This window comes from Pokkaliibacter sp. MBI-7, assembly GCF_029846635.1.
Classification (GTDB): Bacteria; Pseudomonadota; Gammaproteobacteria; order Pseudomonadales; family Balneatricaceae; genus Pokkaliibacter.
Map to the genome: position 1 here is coordinate 38,610 of NZ_JARVTG010000002.1, position 19,644 is coordinate 58,253.

General features: G+C 54.4%; 19 protein-coding genes. All 19 read right to left on the reverse strand.

Annotated elements, in window-relative coordinates; all coding sequences use genetic code 11:
* Positions 1-93: 93 nt before the first annotated feature.
* Positions 94-693, reverse strand: coding sequence for a hypothetical protein (locus QCD60_RS19860; protein WP_279787974.1), 600 nt, complete (start codon positions 691-693; stop codon positions 94-96).
* Between the two features lie 43 nt (positions 694-736).
* Complete coding sequence (locus QCD60_RS19865; RefSeq protein WP_279787975.1) at positions 737-1,294, reverse strand: hypothetical protein; 558 nt, start codon at positions 1,292-1,294, stop codon at positions 737-739.
* Positions 1,295-1,405: 111 nt separating this feature from the next.
* Positions 1,406-2,056, reverse strand: a complete 651-nt coding sequence (locus QCD60_RS19870) for a hypothetical protein (protein ID WP_279787976.1) — start codon at positions 2,054-2,056, stop codon at positions 1,406-1,408.
* A 101-nt stretch (positions 2,057-2,157) separates the two neighbouring features.
* Positions 2,158-2,688: a hypothetical protein gene (locus QCD60_RS19875; RefSeq protein ID WP_279787977.1), complete on the reverse strand. Its 531-nt coding sequence runs from the start codon at positions 2,686-2,688 to the stop codon at positions 2,158-2,160.
* A gap of 103 nt (positions 2,689-2,791) precedes the next feature.
* Positions 2,792-3,421, reverse strand: a complete 630-nt coding sequence (locus QCD60_RS19880; RefSeq protein ID WP_279787978.1) for a hypothetical protein — start codon at positions 3,419-3,421, stop codon at positions 2,792-2,794.
* Between the two features lie 146 nt (positions 3,422-3,567).
* On the reverse strand, positions 3,568-4,041 hold the full coding sequence (locus QCD60_RS19885) for an STY4534 family ICE replication protein (RefSeq protein WP_279787979.1): 474 nt from the start codon (positions 4,039-4,041) through the stop codon (positions 3,568-3,570).
* Between the two features lie 127 nt (positions 4,042-4,168).
* Entirely contained in the window at positions 4,169-4,453 is a 285-nt protein-coding gene (locus QCD60_RS19890; protein ID WP_279787980.1) for a hypothetical protein, read from the reverse strand.
* Between the two features lie 1,065 nt (positions 4,454-5,518).
* Positions 5,519-7,543: a DNA topoisomerase III gene (locus QCD60_RS19895; RefSeq protein ID WP_279787981.1), complete on the reverse strand. Its 2,025-nt coding sequence runs from the start codon at positions 7,541-7,543 to the stop codon at positions 5,519-5,521.
* A 304-nt stretch (positions 7,544-7,847) separates the two neighbouring features.
* Entirely contained in the window at positions 7,848-8,432 is a 585-nt protein-coding gene (locus QCD60_RS19900; protein WP_279781269.1) for a hypothetical protein, read from the reverse strand.
* Positions 8,429-8,920: a DUF3158 family protein gene (locus tag QCD60_RS19905; RefSeq protein WP_279781267.1), complete on the reverse strand. Its 492-nt coding sequence runs from the start codon at positions 8,918-8,920 to the stop codon at positions 8,429-8,431. The genes QCD60_RS19900 and QCD60_RS19905 overlap by 4 nt, the downstream gene beginning before the upstream one ends.
* The gene (locus QCD60_RS19910; RefSeq protein ID WP_279787982.1) at positions 8,917-9,819 is read right to left on the reverse strand and encodes a PFL_4669 family integrating conjugative element protein; all 903 of its coding nucleotides are present in this window, start codon (positions 9,817-9,819) and stop codon (positions 8,917-8,919) included. The genes QCD60_RS19905 and QCD60_RS19910 overlap by 4 nt, the downstream gene beginning before the upstream one ends.
* Positions 9,820-10,251: 432 nt before the next feature.
* Positions 10,252-10,671 carry a hypothetical protein gene (locus QCD60_RS19915; RefSeq protein WP_279787983.1) on the reverse strand — a complete coding sequence of 140 codons (420 nt, stop codon included), beginning with the start codon at positions 10,669-10,671 and terminating at the stop codon, positions 10,252-10,254.
* A 198-nt stretch (positions 10,672-10,869) separates the two neighbouring features.
* Complete coding sequence (gene ssb / locus QCD60_RS19920) at positions 10,870-11,382, reverse strand: single-stranded DNA-binding protein (RefSeq protein ID WP_279787984.1); 513 nt, start codon at positions 11,380-11,382, stop codon at positions 10,870-10,872.
* Positions 11,366-12,097: a hypothetical protein gene (locus QCD60_RS19925; protein ID WP_279787985.1), complete on the reverse strand. Its 732-nt coding sequence runs from the start codon at positions 12,095-12,097 to the stop codon at positions 11,366-11,368. Before QCD60_RS19925 ends, ssb begins: the two co-directional genes overlap by 17 nt.
* A 66-nt stretch (positions 12,098-12,163) precedes the next feature.
* Positions 12,164-12,562: a hypothetical protein gene (locus tag QCD60_RS19930; RefSeq protein ID WP_279787986.1), complete on the reverse strand. Its 399-nt coding sequence runs from the start codon at positions 12,560-12,562 to the stop codon at positions 12,164-12,166.
* A 167-nt stretch (positions 12,563-12,729) separates the two neighbouring features.
* A complete protein-coding gene (locus QCD60_RS19935) occupies positions 12,730-13,974 on the reverse strand; it encodes a Wadjet anti-phage system protein JetD domain-containing protein (protein WP_279787987.1) in 1,245 nt (414 codons plus the stop codon).
* A gap of 1 nt (position 13,975) precedes the next feature.
* Positions 13,976-17,488: an SbcC/MukB-like Walker B domain-containing protein gene (locus QCD60_RS19940; RefSeq protein ID WP_279787988.1), complete on the reverse strand. Its 3,513-nt coding sequence runs from the start codon at positions 17,486-17,488 to the stop codon at positions 13,976-13,978.
* Entirely contained in the window at positions 17,472-18,143 is a 672-nt protein-coding gene (locus QCD60_RS19945) for a DUF4194 domain-containing protein (RefSeq protein ID WP_279787989.1), read from the reverse strand. Before QCD60_RS19945 ends, QCD60_RS19940 begins: the two co-directional genes overlap by 17 nt.
* A complete protein-coding gene (locus QCD60_RS19950; protein WP_279787990.1) occupies positions 18,133-19,539 on the reverse strand; it encodes a Wadjet anti-phage system protein JetA family protein in 1,407 nt (468 codons plus the stop codon). Before QCD60_RS19950 ends, QCD60_RS19945 begins: the two co-directional genes overlap by 11 nt.
* Positions 19,540-19,644 lie beyond the last annotated feature (105 nt).

Here is a 19,644-nt window from a genome sequence, read left to right on the forward strand (position 1 = left end):
GTGTTCTCCAAAGAGGTAAGCGGAGAAACACCCCCCTGGGGGAGTGTTTCCCCCAGGGATGGTTAGTGTGAAACGTCAGCGTGTAGTCAGACGTCAGGCAGGTTCAGGTGAACCCGGCAAACGTCCCCATTGTTGAATCGCAGGCTCACCGGCCAGTACACAGGACAAGCTCAGCTGCTCACGCAGCCGATGCTCTTTCTCCTGCCAGGCCGATGCCTCGGCATACTGTTCCTGATGGATCAGCGATACCCAGGTATCGCTGATCTGATCCATCTGTGCCTGCGTAGCCAGCCACTGCTCACGTGGAATCAGTGCCACATTGTCTTGCCAGCTCCCCTGGATGTAGCGCTGGAGTACCGCGCCTTCGCATACAGGGTCCATACTGACAATCTCCATGGACTGAGGAAGAAGAACAGGGGCATGCGGGCCATGTTGCTCCGCTCTGACCTGAGCCAGACGTGCCATTTCCCGGAAATGCCCCTCCGCGACCTGCATCGCTTCCGCCACCTTGACCGACGCCTGAAGAGGCAGACGGATCGTGGTACGGGTACGCAGGGGACCGGAGTAATAAGGTGCACAGCCCAGCTCAAAAGCGATGTCACTGTGAATGACGATCAGGCCATCGGGCACGATCACATCCCACAGACACGTCACTGTTTGCGCCGCGTTCACCCTGGCGATAGTTGAGTTCATAACGTTTTCCCGAAGGTTCAAAGTGAAAAAAGCGTGAAACAGATCAGGCAGGTTCACCCGCCACAAGACGGGAGAGCCTGAGCCGGTCAGCCAGTACGGCTTCCCGACCCTGCCAGTCCGCTGCCTCAAGCGGGTCACCGTGTCTGATCAGCTCACTGCAGGTGCGACCGAAGAAGTCGATCTTCTCCTGCGTCACACGCCATTGTTCAGGGGGAATCAGGGCATAGTCCTCTTCCCACTGGCCGTCCTGGTAGCGTTGAAAATTCACGCCCCTGAAACTGGCCTCCTGACTGCGAATGGTCATGCTGACAGGAAGAAGAACAGGGGCATGCGGTCCAGCCTGTTCCACACTGACCTGTGCCAGATGGCGCAGGTATCGGAAATGCCCCTCCGCGTCCCTCATCGCCTCAGCCACACTGAGCGAGGCGTTGAGATCAATAGTCGCCTGCGACGAAAGACGTATCGGCTCCGTGCAGTACGGTGGGCAGACCACATCCAGCGTAATAGTGCTGTCAATGATGATCAGGCAACCAGGCACGATCACCTCAGACACCCGCGTGACGGTGTTAACCGTGTGTGCGGAAAAGGTAGTTGACGTCATAGCATGCTCCCGAAGGTTCCAATGGATAACGGGAAGCACCTGTCCCCGAAGGGAATGGGCGCCTCCGGGGTGGTAGTGAAAGGGTTAATGAGAGGTGTCGGAGCTATCCGTTCACACCGTGATCGGCGTCAGACAGATCGCACTATTCACCTCGGGCTCATAGGCAATGCCCTTGACCCAACTGAGGTGTTTTCGCTCACACTCGTGCCAGCTACGTTCAAATGCCGCAGCCAGCACCGGAGACAGGTTTAACGCGGTGGGGAACGCCTGCATGGCTTCCCATGCATCCTCCCCGGCGGCGTATGCCCAGCACTGGGCCTGTTGAGTATCGCCTTCGTCCAGATAGGATTGCGCAGCCTCTAAATGCTGCTTCATTCTGTCCAGCGCCTGAGCGATTACATGGTGGTCGTCAATGTTGTTGAGGTCATCAGCGTCATCGACAACATCAGTGCCATCGAGGCTATAGCAGCCACAGGAGCAATAGTCTTTGTCGATGCCGGTTTCAGGGCAGAGCCTCGGGTCAGTGACCACAGGCATTTCCGCCTCCATGCCGTGCTCGTTTTCAAGCACAGCCTGGATGGCCTCGTATTCAGCCGGATCCGCGTTCTGCAACAGCCCCTTATAGGCGGCCTGCAGATGGCGCTCATAAACAAGCTCTGCCCCGCCCGATATACGGACGGCATGCAGAACAGCCTCATTCACGCGCTGATCAAGATGGGCTAAACGGGTCAGGACCGTAGTATGAGAAGCGATTGCAGACATAGTGGATCTCCCGAAGGTTCAAAGTGATGTCAGGAGAAACACCCCCAGAGGGAAGCATTTCCCCCAAGGGTGGTTGGTTAAATGGATAAGCGGAGGAGCGATCAGTTCACGTCATCATCGATGTCAGACAGATCAAACCCATGATGGGCATTGACCACCTGAGCTCGCCATGGGCGATCACTCCATACTTCGCGTTGGGTGTAATACGGATGCAATACCGCGACCGACAACTCATCCCGAATCCGTTCATATTCACGGATCCAGCGAAGCGAAGAGCTCCAGCTTTCGCCGTCGAACGACAGGAAACAGCCGTAGCCGCTGATGTCGTAGCCTGTCCATGGATCAAACATGGGCTCGATACGCACCTCCCGGAACGTCGATCCCATCACCGCCGCCATGGCCAGGCTCATGGCCTGTGCCGTGAACACCTGGTGAGGCAGGGGTACATAACGAAAAGATCCGTCATCCGACAGAACCACCACCCGACAGTGCCGAAGCACCCCCAGATGTTTGAACAGATACATATCGGTACCCAGTTCAAGAGACCGACGTTGCTGGGCCAGCCAGCGTTTGTCGTCATCGGTCAGGGCAGTGGAGCGGATATGGATAGCGGCAGTGGATAAGGCTTTCATCGTGGATCTCCAGGGTTCAAGGATGGCCAGGAGAAACACTCACCCCATGAGGGAAAGCGTTTCCCCCAGTGGTGGTGTAATGAAAAAGCGAAAGAAAAATGCGTTACCGAGCGGTCTGCATCCAGCGTGTCACCGCGTGGATTTCATGTAACTGCCAGTGTAGTCGGGACATTGAAACGGCTTCGCGAAGACGCTGGGCCTCAATCAATAATCTATTCGCAGTGTTGTAATTGCCTTCGCGGCGCTCGTTAATGCGCTGGATATCCAGCGCCTTCGCCATGGCTTCATGAAGTGGTAGATCTGCTATGGGCAGGTAACTATCAAACCATTGGCCGTCATGACGCTGAATTACTTCGCCACAACGACTCATGATTAACACCTGCTCTGGGACAAATTGCCCAAAATAGACGCCCTCATCACAGAGGTTATCCAGCCAGATCGTATGTTTCAGGGCGATCCCCCAGGACTGCAATGCCTCCAGCTCCAGATACTGCGGTGCCTGGTAGGGCACGGAGTGAGGGGTGGCCTTGCATGTCCACGGTCGCTGCTTGTCGTACTGCAGGATTTTTTTACCCTGCAGAGCAACGTAGGCTCCAATCAGAGGTGTCGTGCAGCGACCAAACTTATTGTCGAAGAACGTGCCCATTTCTGTGCGCAGCCCACGCTGGAGCTGTGACAGAAACAGACGGTCTTCTTGGGTCAGGTCGTAAGTACGCTCAGGTTGAGTTACCACGGTATTCCTCCAGCATGGGGGAATAGCCGTGCCCCCAGGGGAAACGGTTATTCCCCTGGGTAGCAGTCGATCAGACAAAAAAAGACCCAGTACCGATCAGAGATCAGAACTGGGCCAATGACTGTGAAGCAAAATGGATTGAGTAGTTATGCCGCGTTAGCACCGGGTGTGCCTGCTGTATCAGCAGGAGCACCGCTCGCGTCGTCCGCTTTAGGCATCTGGTAAACAAATTCACCGTCCTTTTTGATCCAGCGGATCAGCAAAAGGTGGCCTTTCAGACCCACACCGGTTTGACCGGCTTTATCACCTTTCTCATAGGTGAAGGTCTCAGGATAAATATCGCCAAGCTTAAAGCTCACCAACATTTTATGACCGGCTTTAACCGCATTCACAGAGCGCGCAATCAACTGCTTAGCTGTTTCGCCTGTGACGTGCACGTCAAAGTAGGTGTAGTCAGGGCTATTCCTGTTGCCGCGCAATCCAGCAATAGAACATGCCCAAAAACCATCGCCTTTCTTCGGCTGTACATAACGGACACGATTCAAATAACCGATGCCGTTGACGTGCAGATCGAAGAAAGCAGGTTCTTGAGAAGATTGAGCAGTATTCTGGGTAGTCATGGTAGAGCCTCCAAAAGGTTCGGAACGAAAGTGAACCCTGTGAAAGCCATGACTCCCTGAAGGGAATGAGACTCCCAGCAGGGTGATAACGAAATGTCGAAATAACGAAAATGGATGGTCAGTCAGATCACTGAATGCGATCCGCTAACCTCCGTGCAAAACGAGCAGCGATCATCAGCCCCGTGTGCGCAGAGCGACGCAGGACAGATAAATCGACCATGGAACAGGAACTTTCCCAGCGACGTTGTTGGTGCCGGGCAACGGTGTCAGCGACGGCATCCATGTCATAAGGACAGGCTGCACTGTAGCTTTTGAGCCAGTCTGCGACCTCTGTAAGGTGCAGATCGGGGCAGTCAGCAAAGGTAAACGCCTGTTCAGACGCATCTGCGTGAGAACGATGTTGAGTAGACATACAAGGTCACCTGTCGAGTCAATCCAATCAGAAGGCCGACAGGGTAGCGCCCTCAGGACGGCATGCCTGACGGACGGAAACGCGGAACAGTGTGCCCGGACACACCATTGAGAGGCCGGACCAAGCAAAGAGCAGAGCAACGTAATAAGAGAAAGTGGTATCAGCTGGCAGTGCCAGTGCGTGCCGTAGCCATGAGCCGAGATACTGTCCACGCAAATCACCACTAACCCGCAGGTTAGTCGTCGCCTTAGGTGAAGCGACCTGGTTTCAGTCAACAGACTGATAACGTGCGGCCATTTTTTCCGCCGCACCGAGGGAAGTCAAGTCAACGCACATCGGCCAACCCTCAGCTCACCGATGAGGATTAACCCGCAGACAGGGCTTCCCCCATCAACAACACATCAAAAAAAGCAAAATAATCAAAATAGGGAAACAAGGCAGGGCGACGTCATAGCGACACACAGCGCCACAACGAAGCGTCGGGACGGGATACAGCAGGGTAGGGTAAGCGGCAGCAGCGCCGCCGCTCACATCATGGGAAGGGATAGATACAACGAATCACGTACAACAGCAGTAGAAAAACACAACAGCGGATAACAGAGCGACAGGAAAAGGATGGCTACTGCAATCTGTCGATTGCTGGCCGGTATCGTAGCCCGCGGCCTGATCAATGGCGTGGATCCCCACACAAACGGCTCCTGCAGCAGCTGGCAGGCACAGCGTTGAACAACATGGTGCCAGAGGCACACCCCGAAGTGCACTGCCATCAATCACATACGGCAGAAAACTTCGGTGGTATGCCTGCCCATCAGAAGAGCAGAAAAACGAAAATCGCGAGAGGAAACAAACAGAGGAAGGCAGTGACCGTCGTCGGTACGGGAACCTCGTTCCCCTGTTTGTTGATCTGGCCTGGAACCCACATCGGGCGACACGCTCGCACCAGGCAGTGTCTTTGGGAGCCGCTATTGGACGTCAGCGGTCAACGTTTTGTAAGGCCATTATTACCAGCAAAAATAAGCAGTGCAACCCATGAAACTTACCAGCACGACCGACATCTTTGTACCGTCAGGCCGTGCCCTCCACCTTCTTGCGTGCCCGCTTCTTCTTGCCGCCACCATCGACTACCCCCTTACAGTCAGGCCATCGAGTACAGCCCCAAAACGGGCCATTGGCGCCACTGCGCTTGCGCATGGGCGCGGAACACAGCGGACAGGCTTGTGTTGGAGTAGCGGCAATCTGTAACGCCCCGCGACCAGCCTGTTTGGCTTCATGAACAAGATGAGTGACCCATTGCGCCTGAGTGGCCACAAACTGATCAAGTGTCAGCTCACCCCGCTCAATGGCAGACAGCGCCTGCTCCCACAGTGCCGTGGTCCCGGGATCAGTGAGCGGCTGGGGCAGAGCATCAATCAGCGACTGTGCTGCGTCCGTGGATTTGACCGACCGCTTACTGCTCAACAGAAACCCCCGTTTGATCAGCCCCTCGATAATGGCCGCCCGGGTGGCTTCGGTACCGATGCCAGACGTCTCGCTCAACTTGGCCTTCAGGCGTGGATCCGCCACATAACGCGCAATGCCTTTCATCGCGGCAATCAGCGTTCCCTGAGTAAAAAATTTGGGCGGCGTGGTCTTCTTCTCCACGACTTGGGCATCGGTGACCGGGCAAACTTGTCCTTGCTCCAACGGCGGCAACTCCTGCCCACCGGCATCGCTATCCTCAGCCTCATCAGACTCCGCCGCAGAAGACTTTGCCATCAGCGCCCGCCATCCGGTAACGGCGATCACTTTGCCCACAGCCTTAAACTGCTGCCCCAGCGCGACCAGCATCACCTCAGTCCGGTCATACTCGTGAGCAGGCATAAACTGCATCAGGTAATGAAGACGAATCAGTTCATACACCCGGCGCTCGTCCTCGGTCATCGCTGACAGATCAATCACTCCCATCGTCGGAATAATGGCGTGGTGGTCTGAGGCATTCACCTTCTCATCATTCCAGGCAGCTGACCGCAGCCGACTGTCCAGCTGCATCACCAGTGGCCCTAGGGACGGATCAGACTGAGCCAGTGCCTGCAGGACGGGTTTTACTTCCTCAAGCATCGCCACCGGCAGATAACGGCAATCACTGCGTGGATAGGTGGTGGCTTTATGTTTCTCATACAGCGACTGAGCGATATCCAGTGTCTGCTGAACGCCGAACCCGAATTTACGATCACAGATCTGCTGCAAGGCACTCAGGCTAAAGGGCAGGGGAGGCTGCTCCCGCATTCGCTTTACCTCCACAGAAGCGACCTGTGCCGCCTGCCCCCGGAGTCGGGCAGCCAGTTGCTGCGCAATCGGGCCGTTAATACAGCGGCCCTCCTCATCTGCCACCTGGGCCACGGGTAACCACTGCGCGGCAAAGGTGCGGCCATGGCCTCCGTCTGCCGTGATCACAACCTCAAAAAACGGCTTTGATACAAAGCGGGCGATCTCCCGATCCCGCGCGACCACCAGTGCCAGCGTAGGCGTCTGCACACGCCCGACTGATAGCACCCCCTGATAACCCTGCTGCTTTGCCAGCAGCGAGTACAGGCGGGTCATGTTCATACCGACGATATAGTCGGCTCGTGATCGGGCCAATGCCGACCAGTACAGGGGCTCCTTGGAGGCACCGGGCAACAGTGATGCCAGCGCTTTGCGCAACGTAGCCTCATCTTGAGAAGAAGCCCACAACCGATGCACAGGGCCTTTGCGCCAGTTGCAGTGCTCAATGATCTCACGGGCGATCATCTCCCCCTCACGCCCCGCATCTGTCGCAATCACTACTGAGGTGGCTTGAGTTAACAGAGACTTAATCGCTTTGAATTGCTTTGCCTTGTCAGCGTCCACCCGCATGGACCACTCGCCCGGGATCATGGGTAGCTGCTCCAGGCGCCATTCTTTCCAATTTGGGTTAATCTCGTCGGGTTCCGCCATCCGCAGTAAGTGGCCTATACACCAGGTCACTATGACGCCATTCCCCAGCAAACACCCCTCACCGCGCTTGCTTGCGCCAACGAGTGCGGCGATCTCTTTTGCTTGACTGGGCTTCTCACACAAAATCAGCTGCATTCCCCACCTCATCCCCTGTGCACATCACATATCAACGAGGCACAGGATCAGAAAAGACAGCGACAAATACCGCAGAGAACCCTCACGGGAACAGGAAGGAATGCCGCCACAGACAACTCATCAGCAGCGGCAGAAAGCAACGGAAGGGCAGGAGGAAAACACGGAACGAATCGCACCACCGGCCACGCAGTGGCCAGACGTGATGCCAGCCCCGCAGGGGCCAGCGGTGCCCAGCCACCCCACGGGGCGTTCGGTAGGACACCCACAGACATGCTAGCCCCGTAGGGGCCGGGCGCCGCCTCAGCTACTGGCTGACTTGGGTGTGAGCCTCTACCAGAGGCAGCCCGAGCAATATCTTGTTCAGCACCTGATCCACTGCGACTTTCGCTATCGACATCATCGCTGCAGGCGGTACGGTATCCCGGTTCTCGTAATGGCCACAGTCCTTTGTGACGGTGACGACAGGCGTCTTTTCCTGAAGATCAATGACCAGATGCTGAGCAATGCAGCGTGCGACAAACGCGCTGCCTGTGCGACTGGTGATGCTCTCACCCGGAAATACATCAAATAGCGCGAACGCTTGAAATTCGATCACTCGTTCTGCTCCATCGCGCAATGTCACAGTGGCTGTCGTTGTACCAGGTTCAAATCCCGATGACTCTGACTCAATGCGAACCACACTTGCATCCCTGAGTTGTTTAACTAGCGGATGATGCTCCAGTTGCTCGGACACCTCATGTAGCTGAACACGCCCTGCATCTACCCGGCTGTGCCAACCAGGAATGATGAAGACCCAGCAGATGATCACACATGCGATCAACACGCCCAGCGTGCCAAAAAACTGATCCAGATCATCCAATATACTCCCGCGTGAGTTTTTATCAGTCATACCCGCTCCTCACTCCACACGTTTTCTGCCGACTCCATCTTCGTCAGCCCATCGGTAGCCTGCCGGATCAGCGTGCTGCAGATACTCATCTGCAGATTGAACGCCACACGATCCTGCTCCATAGCCAGCAGTGACCGACGCACGCTGGCATCGACCTGTTTTTGCATGACCGACGCCCACAACGGTACGCCACTCTGCCCAGCTTGGTGATCCGGCAAACGCCAGCGCAGAAAAGTTGCCCCAGATCCTGCCCGCTGCAGTCGTAGAATCGCACCGAGCTGCCAGACATAGTTCAACTCCTCCGACTGCCGGACGATATACCGACCCAGGACCAGGAGCCCCTCACGGGACTCCTCGGCCTGCACACCCAATAGCGCGATTCTCCCCTTACCCTTAAAAGGAAAAAGGCCTTTTAGGGAGGGAACGTTTGCGGCCTGTGACAGCAGCTCTGGGGAGACATCGTTTGCGGGGGTGTAGACGCGAATCACGCCTCGGCCTCGATGTCAGATACCCCTGCCTCAGTCATCTTCGTAGCTCCATTGATCACTGCCCCAGTCACTTCCTCACCCGCGTCATTCAGCTCTTCGGTAGCAGGTACTGCGTCAGTCACTGTGTTGATCGGGGGGTGTCCGGCGGCCAGACCTGCCCGCGTTGCCAGCGCCTCATTCATGGCATCCAGCTGTGCTTTGGGCAGAGGAGGGGAGAACTGTGAGCGCAGGGTGCCGTCCAGTATCGCTGTCGACAGCTCGCCGTGGCGCTCGATGGTGGCCAACACTTTTGCACCGCCGAGCACATAATCTGCTCTCGTCAATCCAGTGAATCGATAGCGTCGCGACTTATCAAACACACTGCGCACCACCCGGGCCGCGTCGCGTATCAAGGCGTTCTTGTCGCTGTTGCCGATCAGCCCCACATGGCTGGCCAACAAAATAGCACGAACCAGCTCGTCAAAATCCGACACCAGGTAGCTACCCTGGAACGCGAGCGGCGTGGCGCTGATCACCGGAAACTGCCTTGGGCTTACCGACAAGTTATCTGTCATCGAGATCGACGAGGGTACCTGGCTTAACACCGCGTCAATGGTTTGTTTCTGCTCAAGCAGGGCCTGACGGGCTTTTGCGATAGCCTGCTCGATGTCCAACATGTGTTTGTCAGCGTAGGGATCGTACATTCCTGATGCGACCTGAGCCTGATGCATGTTGGACATAAATACTCGCATTCCGGGGCGACTGAACGGGCGCGTATTGGACTCATCCGCTGCATTGTCGCCGTTAATATTGACCCCTTCCCACAGGCGGCAAGCGTGGTGAGTATGTAACTGGATAGTGATGGTCGAGCGCAGTGCGCCCAGCTGGGGGGATGTCACGGAAATAGCAGAATCAGACATGAACACACTCCTGATTGAATGACAAAGCGAAAATAGGAACGAAACACGAGCAAGAAAAGTCGAGAAAGGTGGCGCTGGATCTACGTCCGACTGCCGCTACGCAGTGTGTTCAACAACGGCCAGCAACTCAGCAGAAAACCCTCAGAGACAGGCTGAGAGTAAGGAAATGGAGGAGGGGAGGGATATTGCCTCAACTGAACGCAATTCTATAAAGTGATGCCGGCGGCATCACTTTACTGACCTTTGATCACTTACTTGGCGGAAATTACAACTGAACGCAATTCTATAAAGTGATGCCGGCGGCAACAGCCAATTTCCATGAAAAACTGAGGCAGCAGAACACATACTGCCGCATGGCGTATTGACTTATCTTTTAAAATGTGGATGGTAAATTCTAAAACCTGCCCCAGTCTCTCTGCCTTTCCCAACCTCTCAGCCATCCTTAGTGACCGCTGCTGCAGTCTTGATGGATTGCCGCTCCGCCTTCACCCAGCGTTTGATATGCTGCGCCAGTTTTCTGACATCTGTGCCGGCTGCCTGTATATCCCGCTGCAATGCCACAAAGGTAGTCATTCTCTGCTCGGTAGGGGTATACGCCGCTAACACCGGATCGATTCGTTCAAGCGCGGAGCACAGGGCGTCGGGGTACCGTGACCATGCAAACAGGCGGGGTACATGCACGTCACTGAGTAATAGCTGCCGTTGCTCAGGCGAGAGCTCAGGACGATCGGCAGGCAGGGCGTCCAGTGAGCGGTCACCAAACTGGGCAAACGGCTTCCAGGATGCCGGCTTGTCGTCACATCCACCAAAAACTGACACTGGGCCAAGATGGCATCGCCATCCGAGACCCATTCACCCGCTGCTTTGCGGTGATCCAGTTCGTGCTGATTCAAGGTATAGAGTTTGCCCGGCGGATAGCGCATGCCGTCGGGTGCCAGACACCCAACAGCCGCAGCACTGTCTGCTGATGGCGTGGCGAGTGCAGGCAGGGCGACGGCCCAGCACACGGCACTGAGCATCACCGCACTCCACCCTTGTCTCAGGGGTTGCCTAGAAGGGAATGCCATCATCAAAGTCGTCAAAGTTGTTCTGTGGGTAGCCGGAGTAATCGGGCAGGGGTGAGGCAGGTTGCTGGTAGGGCTGTTGTGGATTTCCTCCCTGGCGACCGGAGGCATTTGGCGTACTTCCGCCCGGGCCTGCTCCCTGGCCGTTGTCAGGACGGCTGTCCAGCAGCTGCATTGAGCCGCGCATGTCTACGACGACCTCGGTGGTGTAGCGATCCTGACCACTCTGGTCCTGCCACTTACGGGTCTGCAGCTTACCTTCGACGTAAACTTTGGAACCCTTGCGCGCATACTGACCGACCACTTCAGCCAGACGGGCGAAGAACACCACGCGGTGCCATTCCGTTCGTTCTTGTACTTGGCCGGACTGTTTGTCTTTCCAGCTTTCGCTGGTTGCCAGGGTAATGTTGGCTACAGCAGTGCCGTTGGGCATGTAGCGGACTTCGGGGTCCGCGCCCAGATTGCCAATAAGGGTAACCTTGTTAACGCCTCGTGCCACGGTGGGCCTCCACATGGGTTAATGAAAGAGGTGATGGATGAATCGTCGGGAAGAGTGCCAGCTGCAGAGCAGTGGGATCGGATGTGTCGGTCTGAGCCTTCGGGATGGGGGCGGAGCCTGTCTGCTCTGGCTCCAGTGTCGCGACCACCCCTGACTCCAGGCGCTGCAGATCACTCAAGGTACGCTGCAACAGATGGCCTGATAACGGCTGCGAATAGACCGTGTGCCAATGCCATGCGGACTGTACCGGATACCCGGCAGCCATCCAGCGTAACTTCATCACCTGTTCCCAATCCGCGTGGTGGACCGACTCCGCCTGTCGCAGCAGAACCTGAGCCAGGGCATGACTGACATCCGACAGACCCACTCCCATGGCCATGCTCAGTTGATAAAGAGTCGTGATGGGGGTGACCGCGGCCACCTCATACCACACCTGCACCAGATTGACCGGGACGACGGGCTGCCTGCGGGCTGCTGCCGCAGAACAGGACAGGCTACAGGTCAGTGCCCGACAGTCGGGCAGCACCTGCTCTAATACCAACATGGCGGTGGCTTCGGACAGCCCGTCATCAATGCCAGGCAGTACCGGGAACGTATCCCGGACGCGCTGGATGAAGGCCAGCAGCTGACGAACCTGATCGGCCTGCCAGGGCGTATCAATGCCGTACTGGCCGGACAGATGGGAGCGGGGATGGATCAAATGGTAGCAGGCCATCGCAGTACCTCACCGAACGATGGCCGTAGTATTGGGGGAATAGGGTGAGCACACAGCAGGAAAAGCTCACTGAGGCTCAGAGGGTTTGCCCGGTACAGGTATGGAGACGCGCTGGCCTTGTTCGGCACGGGGATTGAGCAGCATCGTCCACGGGACATCCGACATCACGAACACCGACACCTGGCCAGCATCATTGGTACTGACCTGATAACGATAGTCCCCGTGCAATCCTGCTCTGACCCAGACCTCGGCCACCTCGGGGGTGACGGCAGCGTCCTCCAGATTCCTGACGTCAATAGCCGTGAAGTAGCGGGACTGATAGATGAGGGTATTGGAGGGTAGCACCAGACGGTATGGCGTCTCACCCATGGTCACGGCCAAATAGCCAGCCAGGCTCCCCATACCGACAAACTCAGCATCGGGATAGCGTTGCTGAGCCAGTATGGGGCTGATGGAATATGTCATGTATATCTCATGCCCCTGCTCCACCGATACATCACTATCGGCAACAGCAGACAGCAGACAGCGGCACGGGAGGACCATAACATCAGCAGTGTCTTCTTCATCGTTTTCACAGACGTTTTCCGGCTATCCGCATTCCGCGGTTGATTGAGGGATAAAGCCACTAGTCGCTATTTCTTTAATGGGCTGATTGGTATGATCTGCTCCTGCTCGATCCACGGTAGATTATCCAGTGGGTGTGTAGCTAGAGCCTCGTAGAGCGCCGAAATAGATGGATAGCCTCTTGCAGATTCTAGCGCCCTCATTAAGTCGGCTACGGGTCTCTCTTCGGGTTCAGCGTTAGTCTGAGTCTGAGTCTGTGCTTGTATCTCCACCCCCATAAGGTATGGTTGGATATCGGTATCGAGTCGCTTCGCCAAGAACGCAAGAATTCTGTACCCCCCCACATCTCGGTCACCCCAGTGATAGATCGGAACTGCACTTCGCAGGTCAGCGATGATGATTTCCATTGCTCGAGTCCATGAGCGGGGTGGAAAGCCAGCAGTATAAATAATCACGCCCGAGTCATCGATCTCGCGCACATACCGCTCAAAGCTGGCGCGGTTTTCAATAAAAAGCACATATGGTGGCCGTTTGCCCCACTCAATGCCGCTAATCTCATCCGGGGAAACACCGATTCCATAGTGGAGTGCCGATAAGTCGATGACACCCTGGCATTGCAACTGTCCGTCAGCTTTAAAGCGCATTGGCGTCGGATATTTGCCAATCCCAAAATACTCAAGTAGCTTCGTTCCATCTTCAGCCAACTCCACAACGTCATCGTCGATATGCGGCAAGATCAGGTTTCGAATGAGGCCGGTAAAGCTCTTACTTTCTAGCTTCTTGGAATCGCCATAGAGCGCCGCACTGAGGGTGCGAATGTCGGGTAACAGCGCCGTGTCAGGTGCCTGAACGATACACTCCACAATCTTCATTGCATCAAAGATCCGGTCAGCCTGGTTACGCTTCACACCATAGAATGTCTTGTTGCTCGACCATATCTCGGCAATCTCCCGCTTCGTATCGTCCCACCAAGGCACATTGAATTCGGCGGCCTCTAAATGTTGGAATGCAACTAGGATTTCATCATTTTTTGGCGTGATACCCCGACTCTCCATGAGTCTGCGCCCATTGGTGATCTGGATATACTCAATATGCTTGAATGCTCCCAACTCCACTTTGCGTTGATACTGGATTTCCAAATCTGCAATGGATTCAAGCGTTTGGTGCAGCGTCGTTTTAATGCTGTTGTTGAGTGCAAAGTACCAGCGGTAGGCGTGATCGGTGATATGTACCCTGCACTCAAGCTCCACACCATCAGGTCTGTCTATCTTCTTAATCAGCTGATTGATGAACCTCTCAACAGTCGAACTCATATCACCCAACTGCCTCGACTTTAGCTTTCAGCTCAGCCGCCCGTTCAGCTACCAGCTCGGGATGGTAAACTGGATTGCGTTGATCAATGAGTTCCTGTCCCGCCGCGAAAATCTTTGTGTGGTCAACCACCACATCCCTTTCCTCACGGCAGATGGTATAGATCTGATCCATCTCTTTGCCGATTTTAAGGGTTACTTCGGGCGGGGCTGCAATCAGTAGTTGCAGCCCAATTTTTTTGAGGAAGGCAACTGCAGCGCTTGCATTCCCACCATCCATGTTGTTGAACGCTTCATCGAGGAGGACCAAAGACGCTCCTCGAGCTGAGTGACCACGGATCTTGTAGACGTTCATAAAGCTTGCGGCCAGTGCTATATATGCTGGTGTCTGTTGCTCACCACCTGACCCGGTTTTTTGCATATCTGACACACGGCGCTCAGCCCCAGTAGCAGGGTTGCGCATTTTCATATCGTAGGTAAAGAAACCGCGATAGTCCCTTATCTCATTGATTAAATCGTCGCCACTGATCAGTGCCTCTTTCAACAGGGCGATTGCTGGATGCTCTGATACTGTTTCGAACAATGTACCGACCAACTCAGTCTCTTCCTTATCTGCGGTCGTAATGTACTCGTAGACGGTATTCATGCCCTCAGTATCGAGAACCTTAAAGTGGAAGCTGTAGATGTTGTCGTGGAACGGGATCTTCTTGAGCAGGTTGTTGAGCTGATTGAAGGTATATTTCATCTGCTCAAAGCGACTCTGCAGTTCACCTACTATGATGCCTCGGAAGTTTCGCTCCATCTGCTCAGCTGCTTCCTGGGCCGCTTGACGATGTTTTAGAAGCTGTACCGCTAGGATGCGTTCAACCCAGTCGGTGCAATCCGCCTCGATGAAGTGGTATGCCTCCGTGTCGGCGTTATCCAGTTTGGCGGCTTCGAGTAGTTCTTGGCGATTTGCGATATCTTCCGCAAAGTCGGTTGTAAACCCCACCACCTTCTGTTGCAGTTCCGCGCGTGACTTGATCGCTTTATCCCGTGCCTCTTGATGGTCATCTAGTGCTTTTTTTCGAATCAGGGCATAGATCCCATCTTGGCCTTCAAACTTCTGTTCGTAGGTGTGCCAGCGTTCAGCCGCTGCAGCTGCATCGTGCAGGGGGGACTTGTCAGTTTCACTGCGAATGTTCTCAGCTGTGTCTCTCTGTGGTCGAAGGCATACAATCTCAGCATTCATCGCTACAAGTGCGGCCTCGACTTGCTTATACTCGGCGTTGGCGTTTGCGATTGCTGTGCTACACGAGTCGAATTCTGCCTCCGCTTGATCCTTTGATGCTTTGAGTCGTTCGTCTTCGGATGTAAGCGGTTTTAACTGCTCTTGAGCAATTGACAGTGCCTTCTCGTCTGCCACCAAGCGTGTGCTTTGTTCCTGTACGGACACTGCTCCATCTACAATGGCTGCTGATAGACCTGCCCACTGTCGGTTTAGATCACTTAGCGTTGATGCTGGCGCACCTAGATTAACCACGCGCCGTGCGAGCAATTCCAGTGCTGTTTCCAGGAGTTCACGCTGCTGTGCTTTCGCGTGCTTGCCAATCAGTAGCCCTTGGATTCGGGCGGTTCCACCTACCGTACCGCCGCCCGTCGCGAGGCCCGAGACCATGAGCGCTTTGCGCTCTCTTCTAAGTTCATCGCGCGTTACTGCCATCTTCGTCTTGTCCAGAACGATGTTCATGAAGCCGCGTGCGATCGGGTCGGTGGTTTCGATCAGTGTTGAAACCATTCGGTCAGTAGGTGTTTTGTTGGCGCGAATAGCATGGTCAGGGTTAATCATGCGTGCTCGCTTGAGCCGAGGTTCTTGCTTCTGTGCCGCTTCGTACACTTCAAGTGCATGGTTAAAGTCATGCTCAGCCACTACCAACGCTTCGCGGTTAGGTCCCAGGTACGACTCCAAAGCTTCCTGCCATTCTTTATTGGTAACCTCACAAAGATCACAGACGGGTACGGACTGAATCCCCTCGCGCTTAAGCAGTTCAATCGCCATGCTCGTCGCTGAGTGGATGTCGGATAGCCCCTGCTTAAGTCGGTCAATACGCCCCTGCAAGCCTTTACCTTCTTCCTTGATTCGGTTCAGCTCGCGGCTCACGTCCTTATCGGCGCCTTCCAAGAGAGCTGTGATCTCGCCTAACAGCGATTTTGTGCCTTTGATCCTGGCGGCCACATTGAATGTATTAGCGGGATCCGAGGTGGATAGACTGTCGACGCCTGCTTGCTCTAGTACATCCACACAGCCTGCCCAATGTTTGGCTAACAGCTCGAAACTCTGGATGTCTAGTGTGATTGGAAATCCTTGCTGTATCACAGAACGCACTGCTACCTGCAGCGCACGGATTGAATGGGTTAGATTGGACTTGGATTGAGATACTTGCTTCTGTGCTGCATCAACGGATTTGCTCAAACTCGCGGCATCAGATTTTAGCCATGCAGTGTGTGCATCTTCACGACGTTGCCTGAGTTCAGATAGCCGAGGCGTCTCTCGGGCGATGGTACGTTTCGCTGTTTCTAGACGCTCCTGCTCCGCTCCTTGCTCATCCTCCAAGCGACTGAGTTCTTCATCGAGCCGCACTGCCTCGGCTTCCTGTGAAACCCATAGCGCATGATGGGCGTTGGTTCGGTGCCTCGTTACCTTCTCCGCCTCTTTGAGCAATGCCTCTCGAGCGCCTTTGTGGCTCTCGGCACGCGCGATTTCCTCCTCAATGCGTTGATGCTCGAGAAGATCTTCACGCAGTTGGTCGGTTTCAATCGGATCCGGGGGCAGGATGAAGTCTCGTATGAAGGGATCGATCGGACTGTCCATTTTCAGTTGAAGAGCGTTCGATAACGTCTTAACTAGCAAGTCAGGCTCGATCTTGGCACTGCGCGTCTGATTGACAGACATCGCCTCAGAAATTTTTTCCCGTATCATCCTCGCATTATCGAGTGTCTCATAGCTAACCGCTCCACGATGTTCTTTAGTGGTCAGCTTCATCCGCTCGACAAACTCACGCCACGGCAGAAAGGTGTCATCCCCGGACAACAGATCAACTTCAGTGATGTGGCGGCCTTTGATGATATGGCCACGGGTCTCAATGTTCGGCGATTGGATGTTGGCATAAACAGACAGACCAAAAGCATATGGGCGTTGTTGGTCGTCGTACCAGTTCAGGAATATGTAGGTGTTGGCACTCTCGCGCTGGACACTTATTGCATCGTTTTCTTTAAGCTCGCCCAACGCATAGCTGCGTGCAGATCGCTCCGAGGTTTTAGCGTCAGAAGCCGCATTGTAACGGGTTTTTCGTTGGTCGCCCCCCATCAACACAAACTGAATAGCATCAAATATCGTTGTTTTTCCCGCTCCGTTCTCACCCGATACCAGCGTCGCTGATACGTTCAGATAGATCGTTTCCAGCTCAAATAGGTACCACTGTGCAAGAACAACATTATGGAGGGTATGTGCCGAGATGGGATTATTCTGCGTTGTCATCGGACAGCTCCTCACTCTCAATGTCATCGGTTTCTTCGTGCGCCGTTTCGCTAAGCGAAGATTCGGAGGTGTAGCTATCTAAAAAGCGGTTGAGCGTACCCACGTAGGTTGGGCTTACCACACGGGTGATGTTGGGGAGTACAGTCACCTCGTAGAGTTTTGTGTCTGGGTCCCTATTTCCGAGTTCAATAATTCCCTTCTTCCTCAGAATTTCCATGGCGTTGTTGGTATCTGTAATGAGAGGTATTTCTCCCTTAACGTGCTCGTACTGATTTAAAAGCTCGACAGTTGGCGGAGTTACACGGCCAAGCTCCGTACGTCCCATCGATGCTTCGGCGTCATACATTTTCCGAAGGATGAGGAGAAAAAGCGTCGAGGTGATATCCAGTTGCTTACCCGAACCACGAGGCAAGACTCCCGCATAGCCAAAGTTGCGATCGTAGTGCCATGTCATGTCCAGCCCATCAAAGAGCTTGTGAAAATAGGTCTGATTATCCTCACACAGCTTAAAGTGCTCTTTTTGGCCACGTTTTCCCTTCCATACCCACTGTTTCTGCAGCAGATACGCTGCTGTATTGCGTAGGCTGTCGGCATAGTCCTGAGATGTTTTCGCCTCGATATCTTTCAGCTCTCTGAGCACGATTTCACTGGCCATGTGAGTGTTTCTCCGTGGTGGCGTGCCGGCGGATTGTCAGGCGAAGACCGGCCATCTGTTCAAGGTCCGTCCACTCTCCCTCATCGAATTCAACGCAGTACGTAAATTTCAGAGGGTAGAGTGGATGCGCTTTCGATAAGCCTTGTGCCAGTAGGCGCAAATGAAGTGCTGCCATCATGTCATCAGCGGTGTCGATCCTAAGGTCATCCGTCGTTATCTGAACTCGCCCGCGGAGGTTTGATTCAATGAAGTTGGCAACACGCGCGGGATCACATTTTTGGAAGTGAATGTGCTCTTGCTTGAGCTGGTTGTAAGCCCGTTTTTCCCATAGCGGCTTTTGTTGTCTGCGTGCGGTCGGTACTGGAGGTATAGGCTTTGCCTTAGGGGATGCCAACCGGCTATCGGCGAGTAGTTCTTCACCTATTAACGGGCTAGGTAAGGTGGTGAGCTTAGCTTCAGTACCGATGCGATCAAGCAGCCCCTGAATTTGTTGACCCATATTGCTGGGGGTGTGCACGGTATACTTGATCTTCTCGTGCATCCGACGGGTTATCCGGCGTGCGTAGTCCTGGGTCTTCTTGAACAGTGGATCGATACTGTCAAACGCTCTGCTCAAGCGATCCAGATCTGCTTCCACAAGCTGAGTCGAAGGGTTTGAAATATCATCGCGCTTATAGGCCTTAGCGCAGGCTTCCATACGTTCTGGGCTGAAACGGATATCGCTAACCAGCTTACGAATCATACTCGCATGGAGGTTGGGGTTTCCTTTCAGAGCCAACTTCTCAATGTTGGGCAGAAAGAGCTCGCCCAAGTAGTTGTCAAAGTAAAAGGCGAAATTGTTAGTGCCCTGGGCGGAACCACTACTGATTACATGATGGATTTCGCGGATGTTCCCCACAAGTGCTCTGAGTCGGTTTAAGAAGCCTTCCATGTCATCAGCTGCTTTGCGTACTAATGACCCGTTGGCTGGCTCCTTTACCACGTCAGAGAGGTTCGAGCGTACCGCCAAACACACCACACCTAATGAGGGATGCTCGGCACTCATACTGCCTATAAAGTGCAATAGTCTTCGAGCATCTTGCGCCATCCACACAACATATCGATATCCGTTCTCCTGCTCTTCCCGAATCCACCCCGTGTCACGCAGTCTGTTATAGATGTACTGTTCCGGAGCTGGATTTCCTGCTGCAGCCTCACCCGACTCTATTTCAAGACGAAGATTCTTATTAGCGATATAGTCCCGAAGGAAGACTCGCACTTGTAGCGGCGTAGGTTCATCGACCAGTTGTGCCGGATCCAGGAAAGCATCAAGCTCAACTAATAACGAGAGCATCGACCGCCCGTTCTCACCCGATATGGGTTTAAACAGATTGGTATTGAGAGTGGCAAAGCTCACTGAATCACCTTATGCGCTGTCGTTACGTTCTTAGTCCACGTAGAGGAGCACTGCAGACCGCCAATGTATCTATATTTTATACATCTATATATTAAATATAGGTAG